Genomic DNA, 16,790 nt, shown 5'->3' on the forward strand with positions numbered 1-16,790 from the left:
ACCGCCCCAACGACCGCCGCCGTGACGACGACAGGCGCCGCGACACCGACAAGGACCGCCCCCGCCGCCGCCCGCTCCGCCGCGCCCGCCAGACCATCAAGTCGGCGGTCAGAAGGGCCCGCCGGGCAGCCGACAAGCTTTTCGGCAAGTCCCGCCGCAGGATCGGCAACCGCGTGAACGACCGGCTGCGGAAGTTGCGCGACCAATGGCGGCGTCGGAATGAGCGCGTCAAGAACCGAGCAGGAGATCGCGATCGCCGGCGCGAGAGGGAGAGCGAGCAGGAGAAGGACCCGACGCGTCAATACAACATGCCCAGGGTGCACTTCCGCGCCAGGGACGGCGAAGCACATACCTTGATGTATCAAGGCCGTGGTCGGGGTGCCGACTTGGTGGTCCGCAGCGACCCGAGGCAGATCCGCCGCTACCTGGATTCATGGGAAGCGGATATCGAGCCGATCAAGGACACTTCGCAGGGCCGTATGCAAGATGCGCTTCACCACCAGGCGGAGGGAGCCCTTCGCGAGGTGAACGCCGGTCAGCGAGGGCTTCCCGTGCGTGTGACCAACGCGAACTACCAACAGGCACTCGCAGCACGAGATCGACTGCACGACGAGTTGAAGCGTCTCGCCACACTGCTCGAGTACCGAGAGTCCGACGAGCCCAAGCCGCCGCTCCTCCCCACTATCATCCCGGAATTCCAGGACGGGATACGGGCTCGCGGTTTCGAGGCCACGGGGATCAACAAGAAGATCCCTCGCGGTCAGGTCTCCACACTGGCGCGACCCGGCAACCCGATCGGATGGGACACACTCCCCAGTACCGATACGACGTGGGTGCGCATGCACCTGCTGACCGAACGGCTCGCGGGCCCGGCCAAGGGCTCCAACCTGGTCCCTGCACCGGGTTCCGAGGTGAACACCAAATTCCATTACCGGTTGGAGGGGCCCGCACACAGGGCCGTAGCGGTCAACAAGACCGAGGACATGATCTGGTATCAGGTGGCCGTCGCCTTCCACTCGGACGACCGGACAAACTCGGATTACGGGTATCCGAAATCGATCGGCATGAAATGGGGTGGCTACGAGCCCAAGGGCAAGCGCTGGGTCAGGAAGCCCACGGAGATGTCCTACGAGCGGGACAACGTCGAAAAGCCGGGCCGGTACACACACTTCAACATCAATGGCCGAAGCCCGGCGAAAATGGTCCGCGAGTTCAAGGTGACCCCCGTCTTCGCTAAGGCTGTCGTCTTGCAGGGGCCATACCGGGACTTCGTCTCTCTCCGGCTGAGGATGACCAAATACAAGAGGAAACTGCCCGCGGGGCAGCTCACCAGCTTCCAGGCAGACCTGGCCAAGCTTGCAGCCAGACAGAACGAACTTCGCTACAACTGACCCCGGAGAAACCCTGTGCCCGACCTGAGTGAGTACGAGCGGCGCTTCTTGTCCATGCTTGACGAGTTGCGGGACGCCTCCGATGTGGAAGTCCTGTACGAAGAGCGGGGGCCCGTCGAAGAGGAGATCGGCGATGCCGCCGAAGCCTTCGAGTTGATTGCAGATGAAGAAGGCGTAGTCCTGGACCCGTCGCTGCACAGCAGCTTTCTTCGATTCGAAGGCCTGTCAAGCCACTGGGCCGTCGAGCGGTCCGAGGTGTATCTGACAGGAGAGTTCTCTGTCCGTCACCTGGCTGCCGCCATGCTCACCACCGGAGTTGAACCCGCTGTGGACGAGCCCACTGACCAGCAGCGGAAGCTCTACAGCGAACTCCGTGCCTTCGATGAGCAGCCTCGTGGCGGGGCGGGCACCCTGTCCGCCCTGCGCATCGACCCGGGGATGAGCCAGCCCGAGGTCTGGTACTGCCACCCCACTCGTGGCGTCTTCCGCATGGATCTCGGATACCCCGAGTACCTGGAGACCCTCCTGGTCACCAAGGGTACGTACGGATGGCAGTACCTCTTCACCGACGTCTCGATGCGCGACATCGATTTCCAGGGTGCGGTGGAGAGCATTCAGAACATGCTGCTGATCTTCCCCGACCTCTTCCCCGGGCACGACTACGACCACCTGCGCGCCCGTCTGGAGGCCCGCCTGTGACCCGCTACGCCGACATCCCCAAACCCATCCGCTCCGGCATCGTCGTCGTCAACCCCGACACCGGCACCCCCCAACGCATCATCGTGCTGCAGTTCAACCCGGACACCCTCGAACGCAGTGTGAGCCCCCAGTCCGCGGGTGACAGTGGGGACGCCGGAGGTGGGGGTGCCGGTAGTGGGGATCGGAACGAGGCGTTGCGGCTCAAGGGGCCCGCGCAGGAGACCTGGAAGTTCACCGCCGAGATCGACGCGACGGATCAGTTCGAGGTCGCGGCGCCCGACGGGATTCATCCCCAGCTCGCCACGCTGGAGATGCTCGTACAGCCGACCACCGCGCAACTGCGCGCCGCGAGCAAGCTGTCGCAGAAGGGTGCCATCGAGATCAGCCCGATCGAGATGCCCCTGACGCTGTTCACGTGGGGGAGCAAGCGGGTCATGCCCGTGCGGTTGACGGAGTTGTCCGTGAACGAGTCCGCCTTCGACGTGAACCTCAATCCCATCCGCGCCTCCCTCAGCATCGGCATGAAGATCCTCACCGTCAGCGATCTGCCCGCCGGTCACCGAGGCGCCGATCTCTACCTCGCGCATCTCGCACAGAAGGAGCGGCTTGCCGCCGCCGCCCGGGGCGGCAGTCTCGGCGCGCTGGGGCTCGGCGGCGGCATCGGAGCAGCGGCGAGCGCATCGATCAGGAGGGGCTGAGCCACACCATGGCCGACATCGAACCGTACGAGAGCGCCCTGGACGCCATACCCGGGGCCCATCCCTATCCGCGCACCAGCCGCTACCACGACGCCGAGATCGGGGTGCACCGCCGCCCCGACGGAAGCGAAGTCCGGTACACCAAGCGCCGGTTGCTGCCGCCCCTCGACGACGGCGGCCACCAGGAGACCGAGCCCCATGTCGTCGGCGCGGGGGAGCGGCCCGACCTGCTCGCCCAGCGGTACTTCGGCGACCCCGGGCAGTGGTGGCAGATCGCCGACGCCAACCCCGTACTCGATCCACGCGAGTTGACCGAGGAGGCCGGGCGGATCATCGGCATTCCGATCGCCGGCGGCTTCCCTCAGGGGGACCGGCGTGTTTGATCTGCCCGTGGGGCAGGGCCCCGTGCACATCACCCTCCTCATGGGGCCCAAGCTCGCCCGCCCCGTGCCCGCCGAGGTCACCGAGGCCCTGCTCTCCGCGCAGATCACCGCCACCGCGGGCGAGCGCAGCGGCTTCCAGCTCGCCTTCGACCTCACCAAGAACGGCATCATCAGCCGCCGGCTGCTGCCCGAGGGGTTCTTCGATCCGAAGACCCGTCTGATCGTGACCGTCAACGTGCGCGGCACGCCGGCCGTGCTCTTCGACGGGCTCGTCGTGCGTCAGGAGGTCGGGGCCAGCAACCGGCCCGGCCACTCCACCCTCACCGTCACCGGCGAGGACCTCACCCTGCTGATGGACCTGGAGGAGCGCACCGCCCGCTACCCCAACCTGCCGCCCTCCCAGCGGGCCCTCGCCATTCTGCGCCGCTACTCCGACTACGGCATCCGGCCCGACGTCTACACCGAGAAGGTCGCCCAGCCCCCGCACCAGGACCTGCGCGTGCACTACCAGACCGGCACCGACCTCCAGTACGTCACCGAGCTCGCCCGTGCCAACGGCTACACCTTCTACCTGGACCCCGGACCCAACCCCGGGCAGTCGTCCGCCCGTTGGGGCCCGGAGGTCCGGCTCGGCATCCGCCAGCACGCCCTCAACGTCAACATGGACGCCCAGTCCACCGTCGACCAGCTGACGTTCGCCTACGACGGGACGGCCAGGGAAGAGCCGCAGGCACGCTGGCAGGACCCCGGCACCCGGCAGTCCACCCTGCTGCCGCAACCGCCGATCAGCCCACTGCGCCCGCCCCTCGGCAGGCGCCCCACCCCGGCCCTGAAGCGCAAGACGCTGTCCGGCACCGCCAAGCAGCAGCGCGAGCAGGCCGAGGCCGAACTGCTCGCCCGCGCGGCCGTCTCCGCCGACGTCGTCTCCGGTTCCGGCTCCCTCGACGTCAACCGGCACGGCTACATCCTCCAGCCGCGCCAGCTCGTCGGCGTACGGGGCGCCGGACGCGCCTACGACGGCGACTACTACGTCAAGTCCGTCACGCACAACCTGCGGCCGGGCTCGTACCAGCAGAACTTCACCCTCTCCAGGGAAGGGCTCGAAGCCCGCAGCGACTACGTCCGGCCGTAACCCACCCCCCCCCACAAGACCCTCAACCAGGAGCACCTCCACCATGGCGGCACCCAGCAATCGCTACCTCGGCAAATTCCGCGGCCGGGTCGTCGACAACAACGACCCGCTGCGCATCGGCCGCGTCACCGTCGAGGTCCCCGACGTGCTCGGTGACGAGCCGTCGACCTGGGCGCTGCCCTGCCTGCCGTTCACCGGGCCGGAGTCCGGGCAGTTCGTGGTGCCGCCGCCCGGCGCGGGTGTGTGGGTGGAGTTCGAGCAGGGGGACCCGAGCTTCCCGGTGTGGACGGGCTGCTGGTACGGCGCCGCCGAGGAACTGCCGCCCGACGCGCGCCGCGAGCTCCAGGCGAACTCGCCGAGCAAGCCGGTCGTCGTGCAGACACCGCAGGCGCACAAGCTCGTCATGAACGACACGCCCGGCGCCGAGCAGGGGATCCTCCTGCAGGCCCAGGGCGGCGCCTACATCCGCATCACCAAAGAGGCCGTGGTCATCGCGACCGGCGCGGGTGCCGAGGTCGTGCTGCGCGGACGTGAAGTGACGATCAACGAGGGCCAGTTGACCGTGCTCTCGAAGCGATAGACGACGGGGGATCCAGCAAGTGACAGGAACGACCAGAAGACTTCTCGACGCCGGCACCGTGCTCGGCTGCCCGCACGGCGGGCGCGTCACCGCGGCCACCCCGCCCTCCCGCGGCGTCCGCGTCGCGGGTGCCGCCGTCGCCACGGCCGCGCACTCCTACGTGGTCACCGGCTGCCCGCACACCGTCGACCGGGTGCCCTCGCCGTGCGTCACGGTCCGCTGGACCGCCGACACCACCGGCATCACGGTCGACGGCGCGCCCGTACTGCTCGACACCTCCGCGGCCCAGTGCTTCAGCGCGGCCCTGGTCCCGCAGGGGCCGCCCGTCGTCCAGGCCGCGCAGCGAAAGGTCACCCACCGATGAGTTCGACGAGCCCGATGTATCCCGGCAACGCCACCGCTCCCGTGGGTGCCAGGGGCCCGCGCAGCGATGTCGCGTTCCCCTTCCGCGCCGACCGCCGCGGCCGCACCGCGCACGCCGGTCACGGCGAGCACGTCCACGACCTGATCGAGCAGCTGCTGTTCACCAGCCCCGGCGAGCGCGTGATGCGCCCCGACTTCGGCTGCGGACTGCTCGACCTGGTGTTCGCGCCGAACAGCCCCGAGCTGATCAGCACGCTCGAACTGTCGGTGCAGGCCGCGCTGCAGCGCTGGCTCGGCGACCTCATCGAGATCACGGCCCTCGACATCGTCAGCGAGGACCACTCCGTCCGCGTCCATCTGTCGTACGCCGTCCGGGCCACCGGCACCCGGCGCGACGACGTCTTCGAAGGGAGGGCCGCCGCATGACGACCGGCACCACAGCGTCCCGCCGCGGCAAGGTGAGGGCCGCCCAGCTCAACGGCGTCGACACCGTCGAGACCGGCGACGACGGCCTGCTGCTCACCGTCACCTTCCTCGGCAAGGCCCCGCACGGCCTCTGCCCCGAGAACGTCCGCATCGACGGCGGCCGCCGCGTCACCGGCATCACCGCCGTCGACGTCAGCGTCGAACGCGAGGAGGACCCGGAGCTCGACGACCGGCTCTACGTCACCCTCGACCGGGCCGGAGACACCTCCCGCTACCGGCTCTCCCTCGTCGAGACCGACCCCTACGGACGGCCCGGCACCGAGCCGTACCGCGGCTTCGACCAGCGCTACCACAGCGCCACGTTCTCCTTCCGGCCCGACTGTCCCACCCCCTTCGACTGCAAGGACGAGCACCGGCCGGAGACGGACTTCCCCGCCGCGCCCGTCATCGACTACACGGCCCGCGACTACGACACCATCCGCAAGCTGCTCCTGGACCGGCTCGCGCTCACCACCCCCGACTGGGTCGAGCGCAACCCCGCCGACCTGGGCATGACCCTCGTCGAACTCCTCGCCCACACCGGCGACCAGATCAGCTACCACCAGGACGCGGTCGCCACCGAGGCCTATCTCGACACCGCCCGCCGCCGGGTCTCCGTACGCCGTCACGTCAAGCTCATCGACTACGCGATGCACGACGGCTGCAACGCCCGCGCCTACGTCACCGTCCGGACCGCGCAGGACCGGACGCTCGCCCCGGGCACCTTCCGCTTCGCCTCCGTCGACGTACGCAGCCTCGACCCGCACGACCGCCCCGAACCGGGCACGGTGATCGACGAGGCCGACCTCGGCGACCTCGACGAGCGCGGCTCGGTGGAGGTCTTCGAACCGGTCGTCGCCACCGACCCGCTGGAGCTGCGGGTCGCGCACAACGCCATCCGGCTGTGGACCTGGGGCGGCGAGGTGTGCACCCTGCCGAAGGGCGCCACCGCCGCCACCCTGCGGGACGCGTGGGTCGACCCGGAGACCTGCCGCGAGCGCCGGCTGGCCCTCAGGCCGGGCGACGTGCTCGTCCTGGAGGAGGTGAAGGGCCCGCGCACCGGCACCCCCGGCGACGCCGACCCCGCCCACCGCCAGGCCGTCCGGATCACCTCCGTCACACCCGGACTCGACCGGATCGAGGACCAGCCGGTCCTGGAGATCACCTGGGCCGCCGAGGACGCGCTGCGCTTCCCGCTCTGCCTCACCACCCGCGGCGGACGCGACTGCCTGCCCGTCGAGGACGTCACCCTCGCCCGCGGCAATGTCGTCCTCGCCGACCACGGACGGACGCTGACCGGCCTGCCCGAGACGGTCACCGTGCCGCCCGTGCCCGCCGTGACCGCCCCCTGCGACCCTCCCGCCTTCGGCTGCCACGACACCGAGGAGGGCAACGCCCCCGCACGGCTCATCAACGCCCTGACGGACCGGACCGAGTCGGGCCGGGCCCTCGTATCCGGCGACGTCCGCGAACTCTTCGACGTCGTCGGCGAGGCCGCGACCAACCGTGCGGGCCTCGGCCTGGAAAGCGCCGGGCAGCGGCACGAACAGGTCGTGCCCGGCACCGCGTACGCCCAGGCCGCCGCCCTGCGCACCCTGCTCGCCCAGTCCGTCTACCCGGGCATCGCGCCCCGCTTCCGCCCCGTCCTCGGCCGCACGCCCGTCACCCAGGCGGTGCCCTTCCCCGACGCCGGCACCGTCGCCGCCGGGCAGGCCGAGCGGATCGCGGCCATCCCGGGCCGGGTGCGGCAGCGGCTCGTCGAACTGTGGCGCAGCGCCCGCGACCGGGACGGGCTCGGCCAGGAGGAGATCGCCGAACTCGCCGTGATCTACGGCCTGAACGTGCTGGAGCGGTTCGAACTGCACCGCCACCCGGTCCGTGCCATGCGCGAACTGCTCTACCGCAGCGACCAGTTGCTCGACACCAAGCTGCGCCGCGTCGAGGTCCTCGCCGCCCGGGCCCGGGCAGGAACCGTCCTCGACGGGCACATCGCCTGGGAGATCGCCCACGCCTGGGGCCCGGCCTACGCGACCGGACTCCACCCCGAGGAGACGGTGCTGCGCGGCTCGGCGACCGTCGCTCTCGCCCAGGACCCGCGCCGGGCGCTGCCCGCCGTACGCCCGCACGACGGGGACCAGACCTGGGTGCCGCGCCGCGATCTGCTCGACAGCGGTCCGCGCGAGCGGCACTTCGTCGGCGAACTGGAGGACGACGGGCGCCTCGCGCTGCGCTTCGGTGACGGCCGGCACGGCGCGAAGCCCACACCCGGCTCCCGCCTGGAGCTGCGCTACCGGCTCGGCGGCGGCACCGCCGGCAACGTCGGCGCCGAGGCCATCAACCACCTGGTCGTGCAGGGCGACTGCGAGGCGCCGGCCGCCGTCGTGCGCAACCCGCTGCCCGCCACCGGCGGCATCCAGCCCGAACCCGTCGAGCAGGTACGCCAGCTCGCCCCGCTCGACCTGCGCCGCACCCGGCTGCGCGCGGTCACCGCCGAGGACTACGCCGCCCTGGCCGGCGCCCTGCCGGGCGTTCAGCGGGCGGCGGCCGAGATCCGCTGGACCGGCAGCGTCCAGGAAGCACACGTCGCGATCGACGCGTACGGCACCGCCGACCCGTCGCCGGCACTGCTCGACTCGGTCGCCCAGGCCCTGGAGACGTACCGGCGTATCGGCCACGACCTCGTCGTGGGGCCCGCCCGCCTGGTGCCGCTCGACATCGCGCTGAGCGTCTGCGCCAAGCCGGGGCACCAGCACGGGCAGATCCTGGCCGAGTTGTACCGCGTGCTCGGCAGCGGACGGCTGCCCGGCGGACGGCTCGGCTTCTTCCACCCCGACGCGCTGACCTTCGGCGAACCGGTCCGGCTCAGCCGCCTGGTCGCCGTCGCCGCGGCCGTGCCCGGAGTGGAGAGCGTCGAGGTCACCCGGCTGCGCCGGTTGTCCGAACAGGACCGAGGAGAGAGGGAGGACGGCGTGCTGCGGCTCGGCCCGCTGGAGATCGCCACCTGCGACAACGACCCGGACCGGCCGGAGAACGGCCTGCTGGCGATATCCCTGGGAGGTGCCCGATGACGGACCCGCACCCGGTCCCCGCGACCGACGACTGCGGCTGCGGTGGTGCCTGCCGCGGCGGCCACGACGAGCGCCTCGCGCCGACGCCGCCGCACAACCCGCCCGGCCGCACAGCGCTGGACTACCGCGTCGGCGAGTACGGCTCCTTCCTGGCCGCCCTGCTCGACCGGCTCGCCTCGCCCGCGTACCCGGCGCTGAACCGCCTCACCGTCCGCACCCCGGACGACCCGGCGATCGGCCTGCTCGACGCCACGGCGGTCCTCGGCGACCTGCTCACCTTCCACTCCGAGCGGATCGCCGACGAGGCCTACCTCCGCACCGCCGACGAGCACCGCTCCCTGGTACTGCTCGGCCGGCTCGTCGGGCACCGCCCGCGTCCCGGTGTCGCCGCCGCCACGCACCTGGCGTACACCCTCGAACGCGACCCGCGCGCCGAGGCGCAGAACGTGCTGATCCCGCGCGGCGCGCGCAGCCACAGCGTCCCCGCGAACGCCGACGAGGCGTCGCTGACCTTCGAGACCGCCAGGGACCTTACGGCCCGCTGGGACTTCAACGAGCTGAAGGTCCGCCGCCGCCGTCCCTCGCTCCTCACCCCGCAGGACCTCGAGAAGCGCTCCGAACTCTTCGTCGAGGGCACGGGGCTCTCCCTCCAGACCGGCGACCAGTTGCTGTTCGTCTTCGGGGAAGGCGCGGGCGGCGCGCGGAAGCTGCTGCCCGTGGCGAAGACGCGCGTCGACCGGGACGACGAGATCACGGCGATCTCCCTGCCGAAGTCGGCTCCGCCGACGCTGAAGGAACTCGTTGACGAGGTACGCCGCTGGACGGCTCCGCCCGGGCAGCCGGGAGAGCCGGGGGAGGAGCCGCCCACGCCGGAGGTACCCAACCCGCGGCCGGTCAGCCGGCTGATCGAGGACTTCGAGGACCAGGTCCTCGAACCGCTGCGGGACGACCTGGACGGGGTCAAGACGCCCGAGCGGCTTGCGGGCCGGCTCGCGGAGCCTCTTGCCCGGCTCGGTGAGGCGCAGGTGCTGGCCACTCCGTATGACGATGTGGCGGAGTGGTTCGAGCAGCTTGAAGCGGTGCTTGCCGAACTTGCCGAGCGGGCACTGGAATTGGCGCCTGCGCAGGCGGATGCGGGTGGTCGGCCGTCTGCGGGGCCGTCGGGGCTGGTCGCGCAGTTCCCCGCGCCCCTGAGGGGCGACTCGCACGCTGCCGCTTTGAAGGCCCTGGGGGCGGTACTTCCCGCCCTCCGCGCCACGGCCCCTAACCCTCGTGGCACCACCGGGCGGCAGCTCCCCGGCACCGACACCGCACGCCTCCTGTCCGCCCTCAACCCCGGACTCGGCAGTCTCTACCCGGCCTGGCGCACGGCCGCCGCCCCCGGTACCCCGCAGCTTCTGCGTGAGCTGCTCGCCCTGCGGGTCACCGCGGCCCCCTTCGGTGCCACGGCTCCGCTGAAGCCGGTCCAGGACGACCGCGGCCGGGTCATCCGTACCGCCGACTGGCCGCTGACCGGCGCGGTGCTGGCCACCATGCGGGTCGTCTTCGACACGGCGGGCAAGTCCCCGGTGCGGGCCGAGTTCCAGTACGTCGAGGGCAGCAGCTCCGACCAGCGCGCGGAGAACCTGCCCGTCACCCAGCCCCTCACCTTCACCCTTGGCCCCGGCCAGGTCGAACTGTCCGTGCGCTCCGGCCAGGACCGCGACCTGAGCTGGCTCAACCGCCGCCCCGCCGACTCCCAGGAGCCCGGCGTCACGGCCCGCTTCCTGTCCGCCCTGCCCGAGCGCACCCTGTTCGTGTCCCGGCCCGACGACGAGGGCCTGGTCCACGTCGGCGTCCACAACGGCACGTCCGAGCAGATCGCCCTGCGGCCGGGCGCCAGTGAGCAGTTCACGCACGGCGACCACGAGGTCAGCCTCAAGTACACGGTGGGCAGCGCCGAGCCGGGCGTCGAGGTCGTCATCGCCAGCAAGCCGGAGCCCGTCAACCGCCGCACGCTCCAGCTGGACACCGTGCACGAGGGCATCACGGTCGGGAGCTGGGTGGCGATCCAGCGGCCCGCCAAGGGAGCCGAGGGCGGTGTGCCCGGCGATCCGAAGCTGGCGTTCGTCACCACCCAGGTGGTGGCCGCGCGTACCGCCGCGTACACCAACTACGGCATCACCGGACGCGGCACCGAACTCACCCTCGCCGACCCCTGGCTGGACGAGTTCGACGTCCTGCTGTCGCATATCCGCGACACCACCGTGCACGTGGCCGGGGAGCCCCTGCGTCTCGCCGACGAGCCCCTCGGCGAGGACGTGCACGGCAACGAGATCGAACTCGCCGAGCTGTACGAGGGGCTGCGGCCCGGCCGCACGCTCATGGTGGCGGGTGAACGCAGCGACATCCCGGGCACGGCCGGCGTCAGGGCCACCGAGGTGGTCACCGTCGCCGCCGCCGACCCGGCGGTCGACCCTCGACTGCCCGGCGACCACGTCCACACCCGGCTCACCCTCACCGCCGACCTCGCCCACCGCTACCGTCGTGAGACGGTCCGCATCCTCGGCAACGTCGTCGAGGCCACCCACGGCGAGAGCCGCGAGGAGGCCATCGGCAGCGGAGACTCGGACCGCGTCAACCAGACCTTCGCGCTCTGGCAGTCCCCGCTGACCTGGCTCGCCGACGACAACCCCCTCGGCGCCACCCCCGTGCTGGAACTCCGCGTCGACGGCGTCCTGTGGCACGAGGTCGACAGCCTCGCCGGGCGCGGCCCGACCGAGCGGGTCTACATCAGCGGTGCCACGGCCGACGGCCGGACGACCGTGACCTTCGGCGACGGTGTGCACGGGGCCCGGCTGCCCTCAGGCCACGAGAACGTCCGCGCCCGCTACCGCTTCGGCACCGGCAGGGCCGCCAACGTGCCCGCGGACCGCGTCACCCAGCCCCTCACCCGGCCCCTGGGGGTCACCGCGGTCACCAACCCGCGCCCGGCCACCGGCGGCGCCGACGCCGACGGCCCCGGCCTGACCCGCCGTACGGTCCCGCTGGCCGTCTCGGCGCTGGACCGGCTGGTGTCCGAATCCGACTACGAGGACTTCGCCCGCTCCCGCGCCGGCATCGGCCGGGCCTCGGCACGCGAACTCTTCGACGGGCGGCGGCGCGTGCTGCACGTGACGGTCGCGGGCACGGACGACGTGCCCATCGCCCCCGACTCGGACACGCTGCGCGCCCTGCGGGGTGCCCTCACCGAGTACGGCGACCCCAACCTCCCGGTCCGCGTCGACGGCCGGGAACTGGTCCTGCTGCTGATCGCCGCCCAGGTGAAGGTGGCCCCCGACCACGCCTGGCACACCGTCGAGCCGCGCCTGCGGCAGGCCCTGCTGAACCGGCTCGGCTTCGAGGGCCGGGAGCTGGGCCGGCCCGCCCGCCTCTCCGAGGTCCTGGCCACCGCCCACACCGTGCCCGGCGTCGACTACGTGGACGTCGACGTCTTCACCGGCGTGCCCGCCTCCGCCACCCCGGAGGAGCTCACCGAGCTGCTCACCCGGCCCGGCCCGCCCAAGGCGTCCGTCCCGGCGCACCCGGCGACATACGACGAGAAGATCCACACGGTCCGCGCCGAGAACGGCGAGACGCTGTCGGAGATCTGCGCGAAGTACGGCGTCCCGCTCGCCGAACTGCTGCGCCTCAACCCCGACATCACCGACACCCGGCGGTTGCCCCTCGGCCGGTCGGTGTACGTCTTCCGCGGCATCCGCCCGGCCCAGCTCGCGCTGCTGTCGCCCCGGGCCGCGGACACCCTGATTCTGACGGAGGTCAAGTGATGTCCCCGGATCCCCAGTTGGAGACGCCGGCCCCGGTTGTGCCCAGGGAGCCGGACGGGCTCGCCGACCTGCTGCCCCGCTGGCACCGGCTGCGCGACGCCGAGGAGGGCGAGCCGCTGCGCGCGCTGCTCGCCGTGATCGCAGAGCAGGTCGACCGTGTGCGCGACGGCGTCCAGCAGGGCTACGAGGACCTGTTCGTGGAGACGGCGGCCCCCTGGGTGCTGCCGTACCTCGGCGACCTCGTGGGCTATCGCACCCTGCCCGGCTACGAACGTGTCCTCACCACCGGCCTGCACGACGGCGGCCGGGCCGCCCTCGCGGAGGCCGTCGCCCCGCGCCGGGACGTGGCCGCCACGGTCGCGAGCCGCCGCCGCAAGGGCACCCTGCACCTGCTGGAGGAACTGTCCGAGCAGGTGGCGTCCTGGCCCGCGCGCGCCGTCGAACTGTCCCGGCAGGTGGCCCACACCCAGCCGGTGAAGCTGTACGGCACCGGCACCCACCGGGGCGAGCGCGGCCGGCTCACCGACCTGCGCGACGGCGCCGAACTCGCCCTCGGCGGCGGCCCCTTCGCGAACGCCGTCCGTACGGCCGACGTCCGCCGCGCCGAGTCACGGCACCGGCAGGGCGGCTGGACCCCGGCCGGCGTCGCGCTGTTCGTATGGCGGCTGAAGGCGTACGCGCTGACCCGGACTCCGGCCTACTGCATCGACCGGGCCCGCAACCTCTACACCTTCTCGATCCTCGGCAACGACACCCCGCTGGCCACCAAGCCGTTCCCGGAGCCCTCGCCGACACACATCGCCACCGTCGACAACGTGCCGGCGTTCGTCACCCGCCGCCTCCTGCACGACCGGCTGCTCGACTACTACGGCCCCGGCAAGAGCTTCGTCATCCGGCGCGACGGCGAGGACAACCCGGTTCCGCCCTCGGACATCGTGGTCGCCGATCTGTCGGACTGGCGCTACCGTCCCAAGCGCGGCCAGGTGGCCGTCGACCCGGAGCTTGGCCGGATCGCGTTCGGCTCGCGGTCCGCGCCCCGGCAGGGCGTATGGGTGGACTACCACTACGCGTTCGGGGCCGACATGGGCGGCGGCGAGTACGAGCGCGACCGTGAGCCGCGCCCGGACGCGGAGTTCTACCGGGTCGGACCCGGCCAGCCGTACCGGCAGATCATGGACGCCTACCGGGCCTGGCAGCACGACCGCCGGGCCGGCCGCACCGGGCCCGACGGCATCATCGAGATCACCCACAGCGGCGCCTACCAGGAGCAGCTCGACTTCGACCTCGACCCGGGCGACCGGCTCGAACTGCGGGCGGCGGAGGGCACACGCCCCGTGATCCGCCTGCTCGACTGGTACAGCAACCGCCCCGACGCGCTCAACATCCGCGCGGTGTCCGAGGACTGCTCCCCGCACGAGCGGCCGCGCGTCGTCCTCGACGGGCTGCTGGTCGCCGGACGCGGCATCAACGTGACCGGCGCGATGGGCGCCGTCGTCGTACGCCACAGCACGCTCGTGCCCGGCTGGTCCCTGGAGCCCGAGTGCGATCCGCACTCGCCCGAGGAGCCGAGCATCGTCCTGGACCGCACCACCGCCTGCCTCCAGATCGAGCACAGCATCCTCGGCACCATCGAGGTCATCGGCGACGAGGTGAGCGAGGACCCCCTCGACATCCACATCCGGGACAGCGTCCTCGACGCCACGGCCGACGACCGCGAGGCCCTGTCCGCCCCGGACTGCCGACACGCCCACGCCGTGCTGCACCTGCACCGCACCACCGTCATCGGCGAGATCCACACGCACGCGGTGAAGATCGCCGAGAACAGTGTCTTCACGGGCCGGCTCCACGTGGCCCGGCGCGGCATCGGCTGCGTGCGCTACTCCGCCGTCCCCACCGGCTCACGCACCCCGCGCCGCCACCGCTGCCCGGACACCAAGCCGTCGTTCACGTCCCAGCGCTACGGGACGCCCTGGTACGGCCTGCTCGCGGACCTCCCCCACTCTCGGCTTCGCTCGAGCGGGGGGACCCCCAGCCCCGAGGAGATCCGGCGCGGCGCGGACGACGGCGCCGAGATGGGCGCCTTCCACGACCTGTACCGGCCGCAGCGCGAGGACGGCCTGAGGGCCCGGCTCGCCGAGTACACGCCGGCCGGTACCGACGCCGGGATCATCTTCGTGACGTGAGCCGCACCGCCATCGGCTGAGCCGTACCGCCACCGACTTCGTGAACCCGCACTTCTGAACCAGGGGGGACACCCTTCATGCACGCAGACCTCTCCCGCTCCACGTTCCGGCCGGAGCGGCACTACTCGGCGGTCGTCGCCCAGCAGGGCCGCGTCCAGCTCGACGCCGACCTCAACGAGCAGACCGCGATCCAGCTCCACCAGGCCCGCAGCCTCGCCGCCGACCTGATCGGACCGCACGGCGGGCCGCGCGACGCCGCCGGCTTCCGCATCGAGTACGTGGGCGGCAAGCACGAGATCGACACCCTCGTCGTCCACGGCGGCCGCTACTACGTCGACGGCATCCTGTGCGACGCCGACCGCCCGGCGCCCGGGGTGCCCGTCACCGACGAGGAGAGCGAGGAGTCCGCGCCGGAGCCGCCCGCGCAGTGGACCTACTGGGACCAGCCCGACGCCTTCCGCGACCCGGAGAGGCCCGGCGACCGGCTGCCCTCGCCCGCCCAGACGCCGTTCCTCGTCTACCTGAACGTATGGGAGCGCTCGGTCAACGCGGCCGAGGACCCCGCGCTGCGCGAGGTCGCCCTCGGCGCGGCCATGCCCGACACCGCCGCCCGCCTCAAGGTCGTCTGGCAGGTACTGCCGCTGTCCCTCACCGAGCTGGACATCGAGGAGACCGACCCGTCCAAGGAGGTCGTGCGGGCCGCCTTCACCCGCTGGGCGCAGCGCCGGTCGGCGCCCTCGGCCCGGCTCGCCGCCCGCAGCGAGCGGCCCGACCACGCGGATGAGGACCCGTGCCTGGTCAAGCCGGACGCCCGCTACCGAGGCCCGGAGAACCAGCTCTACCGGGTGGAGGTCCACGCGGGCGGTGAGGCGAAGGACGCCACCTTCAAGTGGTCCCGCGAGAACGGCTCCGTCGTCTTCCCCGTCGACGAACTCGACGGCACCTGGGTGCAGTTGGCGTCCCTCGGCCACGACGGCAAGCTGGACCTGGACGTCGGCGACCACGTGGAGTTCACCGACACCGCCTACGCCTCCCGCCTGGAGCCGCTGCCCCTGCTGCGCGTCGAGGAACTGGACCTGCCCGGCCGCCGTGTCCGCCTCTCGGCCGAACCGGACCCGGGCGTCGGACGGCTGGCGCACCTGAACCCGTACCTGCGCCGCTGGGACCACCGCGGCGGTCCGAAGCGCAAGGGCCGCAGCACCGATCTGCGCGGCGGCGCGATCCCCGTCACCGAGGGCGAGTGGCTGCCCCTGGAGGACGGCGTCGAGGTGTACTTCGCCAAGGACGGCGCCTACCGCACCGGCGACCACTGGATCGTGCCCGCCCGCACCGCCACCGGCGGCGTCGAGTGGCCGGTCGACCCGGCCCGCCGCCCGCTGCTGAGGGGACCGGCCGGTATCGCCCGGCACTTCGCCCCGCTGGCCCTGATCAAGGGCGAGGGCAGCGCGGTCGATCTGCGCCTGGCGTTCGGCCCGCTGGCGAGCAGCGTGCCGGCCGCCGACGAGGCGACGCTCGCCGCGGAAGAACAGGCCCGCCGCGAGGAGCTGGCCGCCGAGGACCCCTCACAGGGGAGGTCCCAGACCACAGCGGCAGCGGAAGCCGCCGTCGAAGGAGACAACTGATGGCCAAGCCGCTCAGCGCGTCGAAGCTGGTGGAGATCCTGCGGGCCGAGGGCGTGACCGTCCACGAGGTCCGGAGCTGGCGCACCCACAACCGCAACAGCAAGGGCCCCTGGGGCCCGGTGAACGGCGTGATGATCCACCACACCGTCACCTCCGGCACCGCCTCCTCCGTCGACATCTGCTACGACGGCTACTCGAGCCTGCCCGGCCCGCTGTGCCACGGCGTCATCGACAAGAAGGGGCATGTGCACCTGGTCGGCAACGGCCGGGCCAACCACGCCGGTCTCGGCGACAGCGATGTCCTGCGCGCCGTGGTCAACGAGTCGAAGCTGCCGGGCGACAACGAGGCCGACACCGACGGCAACCGGCACTTCTACGGCTTCGAGTGCATCAACCTCGG

13 protein-coding genes are annotated in these 16,790 nt (G+C 72.0%); all 13 read left to right on the forward strand.

The features are described 5' to 3' along the window. Positions 1-1,391, forward strand: a 1,391-nt coding sequence (locus tag ACFTZL_RS24480; protein ID WP_382586613.1) for a hypothetical protein, incomplete at its 5' end; no start/stop codon positions are given. Positions 1,392-1,406: 15 nt separating this feature from the next. Then, positions 1,407-2,090, forward strand: coding sequence for a hypothetical protein (locus ACFTZL_RS24485; RefSeq protein ID WP_382586616.1), 684 nt, complete (start codon positions 1,407-1,409; stop codon positions 2,088-2,090). Beyond that, on the forward strand, positions 2,087-2,788 hold the full coding sequence (locus ACFTZL_RS24490; RefSeq protein ID WP_382586619.1) for a hypothetical protein: 702 nt from the start codon (positions 2,087-2,089) through the stop codon (positions 2,786-2,788). Before ACFTZL_RS24485 ends, ACFTZL_RS24490 begins: the two co-directional genes overlap by 4 nt. An 8-nt stretch (positions 2,789-2,796) precedes the next feature. After that, positions 2,797-3,171, forward strand: coding sequence for a hypothetical protein (locus ACFTZL_RS24495; RefSeq protein ID WP_382586622.1), 375 nt, complete (start codon positions 2,797-2,799; stop codon positions 3,169-3,171). Beyond that, positions 3,164-4,303 (forward strand): hypothetical protein, encoded by a 1,140-nt coding sequence (locus tag ACFTZL_RS24500; RefSeq protein ID WP_382586625.1) that lies wholly within the window; start codon positions 3,164-3,166, stop codon positions 4,301-4,303. The genes ACFTZL_RS24495 and ACFTZL_RS24500 overlap by 8 nt, the downstream gene beginning before the upstream one ends. Before the next feature lie 43 nt (positions 4,304-4,346). Next, the gene (locus tag ACFTZL_RS24505) at positions 4,347-4,883 is read left to right on the forward strand and encodes a phage baseplate assembly protein V (protein ID WP_193483451.1); all 537 of its coding nucleotides are present in this window, start codon (positions 4,347-4,349) and stop codon (positions 4,881-4,883) included. A gap of 19 nt (positions 4,884-4,902) precedes the next feature. Then, positions 4,903-5,247 (forward strand): hypothetical protein, encoded by a 345-nt coding sequence (locus ACFTZL_RS24510; RefSeq protein WP_382586627.1) that lies wholly within the window; start codon positions 4,903-4,905, stop codon positions 5,245-5,247. Between the two features lie 14 nt (positions 5,248-5,261). Beyond that, positions 5,262-5,672 carry a GPW/gp25 family protein gene (locus ACFTZL_RS24515; protein ID WP_382586644.1) on the forward strand — a complete coding sequence of 137 codons (411 nt, stop codon included), beginning with the start codon at positions 5,262-5,264 and terminating at the stop codon, positions 5,670-5,672. Further along, entirely contained in the window at positions 5,669-8,779 is a 3,111-nt protein-coding gene (locus ACFTZL_RS24520) for a putative baseplate assembly protein (RefSeq protein WP_382586630.1), read from the forward strand. The genes ACFTZL_RS24515 and ACFTZL_RS24520 overlap by 4 nt, the downstream gene beginning before the upstream one ends. After that, complete coding sequence (locus tag ACFTZL_RS24525) at positions 8,776-12,585, forward strand: putative baseplate assembly protein (RefSeq protein ID WP_382586633.1); 3,810 nt, start codon at positions 8,776-8,778, stop codon at positions 12,583-12,585. Before ACFTZL_RS24520 ends, ACFTZL_RS24525 begins: the two co-directional genes overlap by 4 nt. Then, positions 12,585-14,768, forward strand: a complete 2,184-nt coding sequence (locus tag ACFTZL_RS24530) for a hypothetical protein (RefSeq protein ID WP_382586636.1) — start codon at positions 12,585-12,587, stop codon at positions 14,766-14,768. Before ACFTZL_RS24525 ends, ACFTZL_RS24530 begins: the two co-directional genes overlap by 1 nt. Before the next feature lie 77 nt (positions 14,769-14,845). Beyond that, positions 14,846-16,390, forward strand: coding sequence for a DUF6519 domain-containing protein (locus ACFTZL_RS24535; RefSeq protein WP_382586639.1), 1,545 nt, complete (start codon positions 14,846-14,848; stop codon positions 16,388-16,390). After that, positions 16,390-16,790: N-acetylmuramoyl-L-alanine amidase (locus tag ACFTZL_RS24540; protein WP_382586642.1), on the forward strand; the 401-nt coding region annotated here is incomplete at its 3' end. The genes ACFTZL_RS24535 and ACFTZL_RS24540, both read left to right, overlap by 1 nt.

Origin of the sequence: Streptomyces sp. NPDC056948, assembly GCF_042674225.1 — a bacterium.
Classification (GTDB): domain Bacteria; phylum Actinomycetota; class Actinomycetes; order Streptomycetales; family Streptomycetaceae; genus Streptomyces; species Streptomyces purpurascens.

Excerpts from the sequence above, each read along its gene's own strand:
- ACFTZL_RS24495 (WP_382586622.1), top strand. The coding sequence starts at position 2,797 with ATGGCCGACATCGAACCGTACGAGAGCGCCCTGGACGCCATACCCGGG.
- ACFTZL_RS24505 (WP_193483451.1), top strand. The coding sequence starts at position 4,347 with ATGGCGGCACCCAGCAATCGCTACCTCGGCAAATTCCGCGGCCGGGTC.
- ACFTZL_RS24515 (WP_382586644.1), top strand. The coding sequence starts at position 5,262 with ATGTATCCCGGCAACGCCACCGCTCCCGTGGGTGCCAGGGGCCCGCGC.
- ACFTZL_RS24520 (WP_382586630.1), top strand. The coding sequence starts at position 5,669 with ATGACGACCGGCACCACAGCGTCCCGCCGCGGCAAGGTGAGGGCCGCC.
- ACFTZL_RS24525 (WP_382586633.1), top strand. The coding sequence starts at position 8,776 with ATGACGGACCCGCACCCGGTCCCCGCGACCGACGACTGCGGCTGCGGT.
- ACFTZL_RS24530 (WP_382586636.1), top strand. The coding sequence starts at position 12,585 with ATGTCCCCGGATCCCCAGTTGGAGACGCCGGCCCCGGTTGTGCCCAGG.
- ACFTZL_RS24535 (WP_382586639.1), top strand. The coding sequence starts at position 14,846 with ATGCACGCAGACCTCTCCCGCTCCACGTTCCGGCCGGAGCGGCACTAC.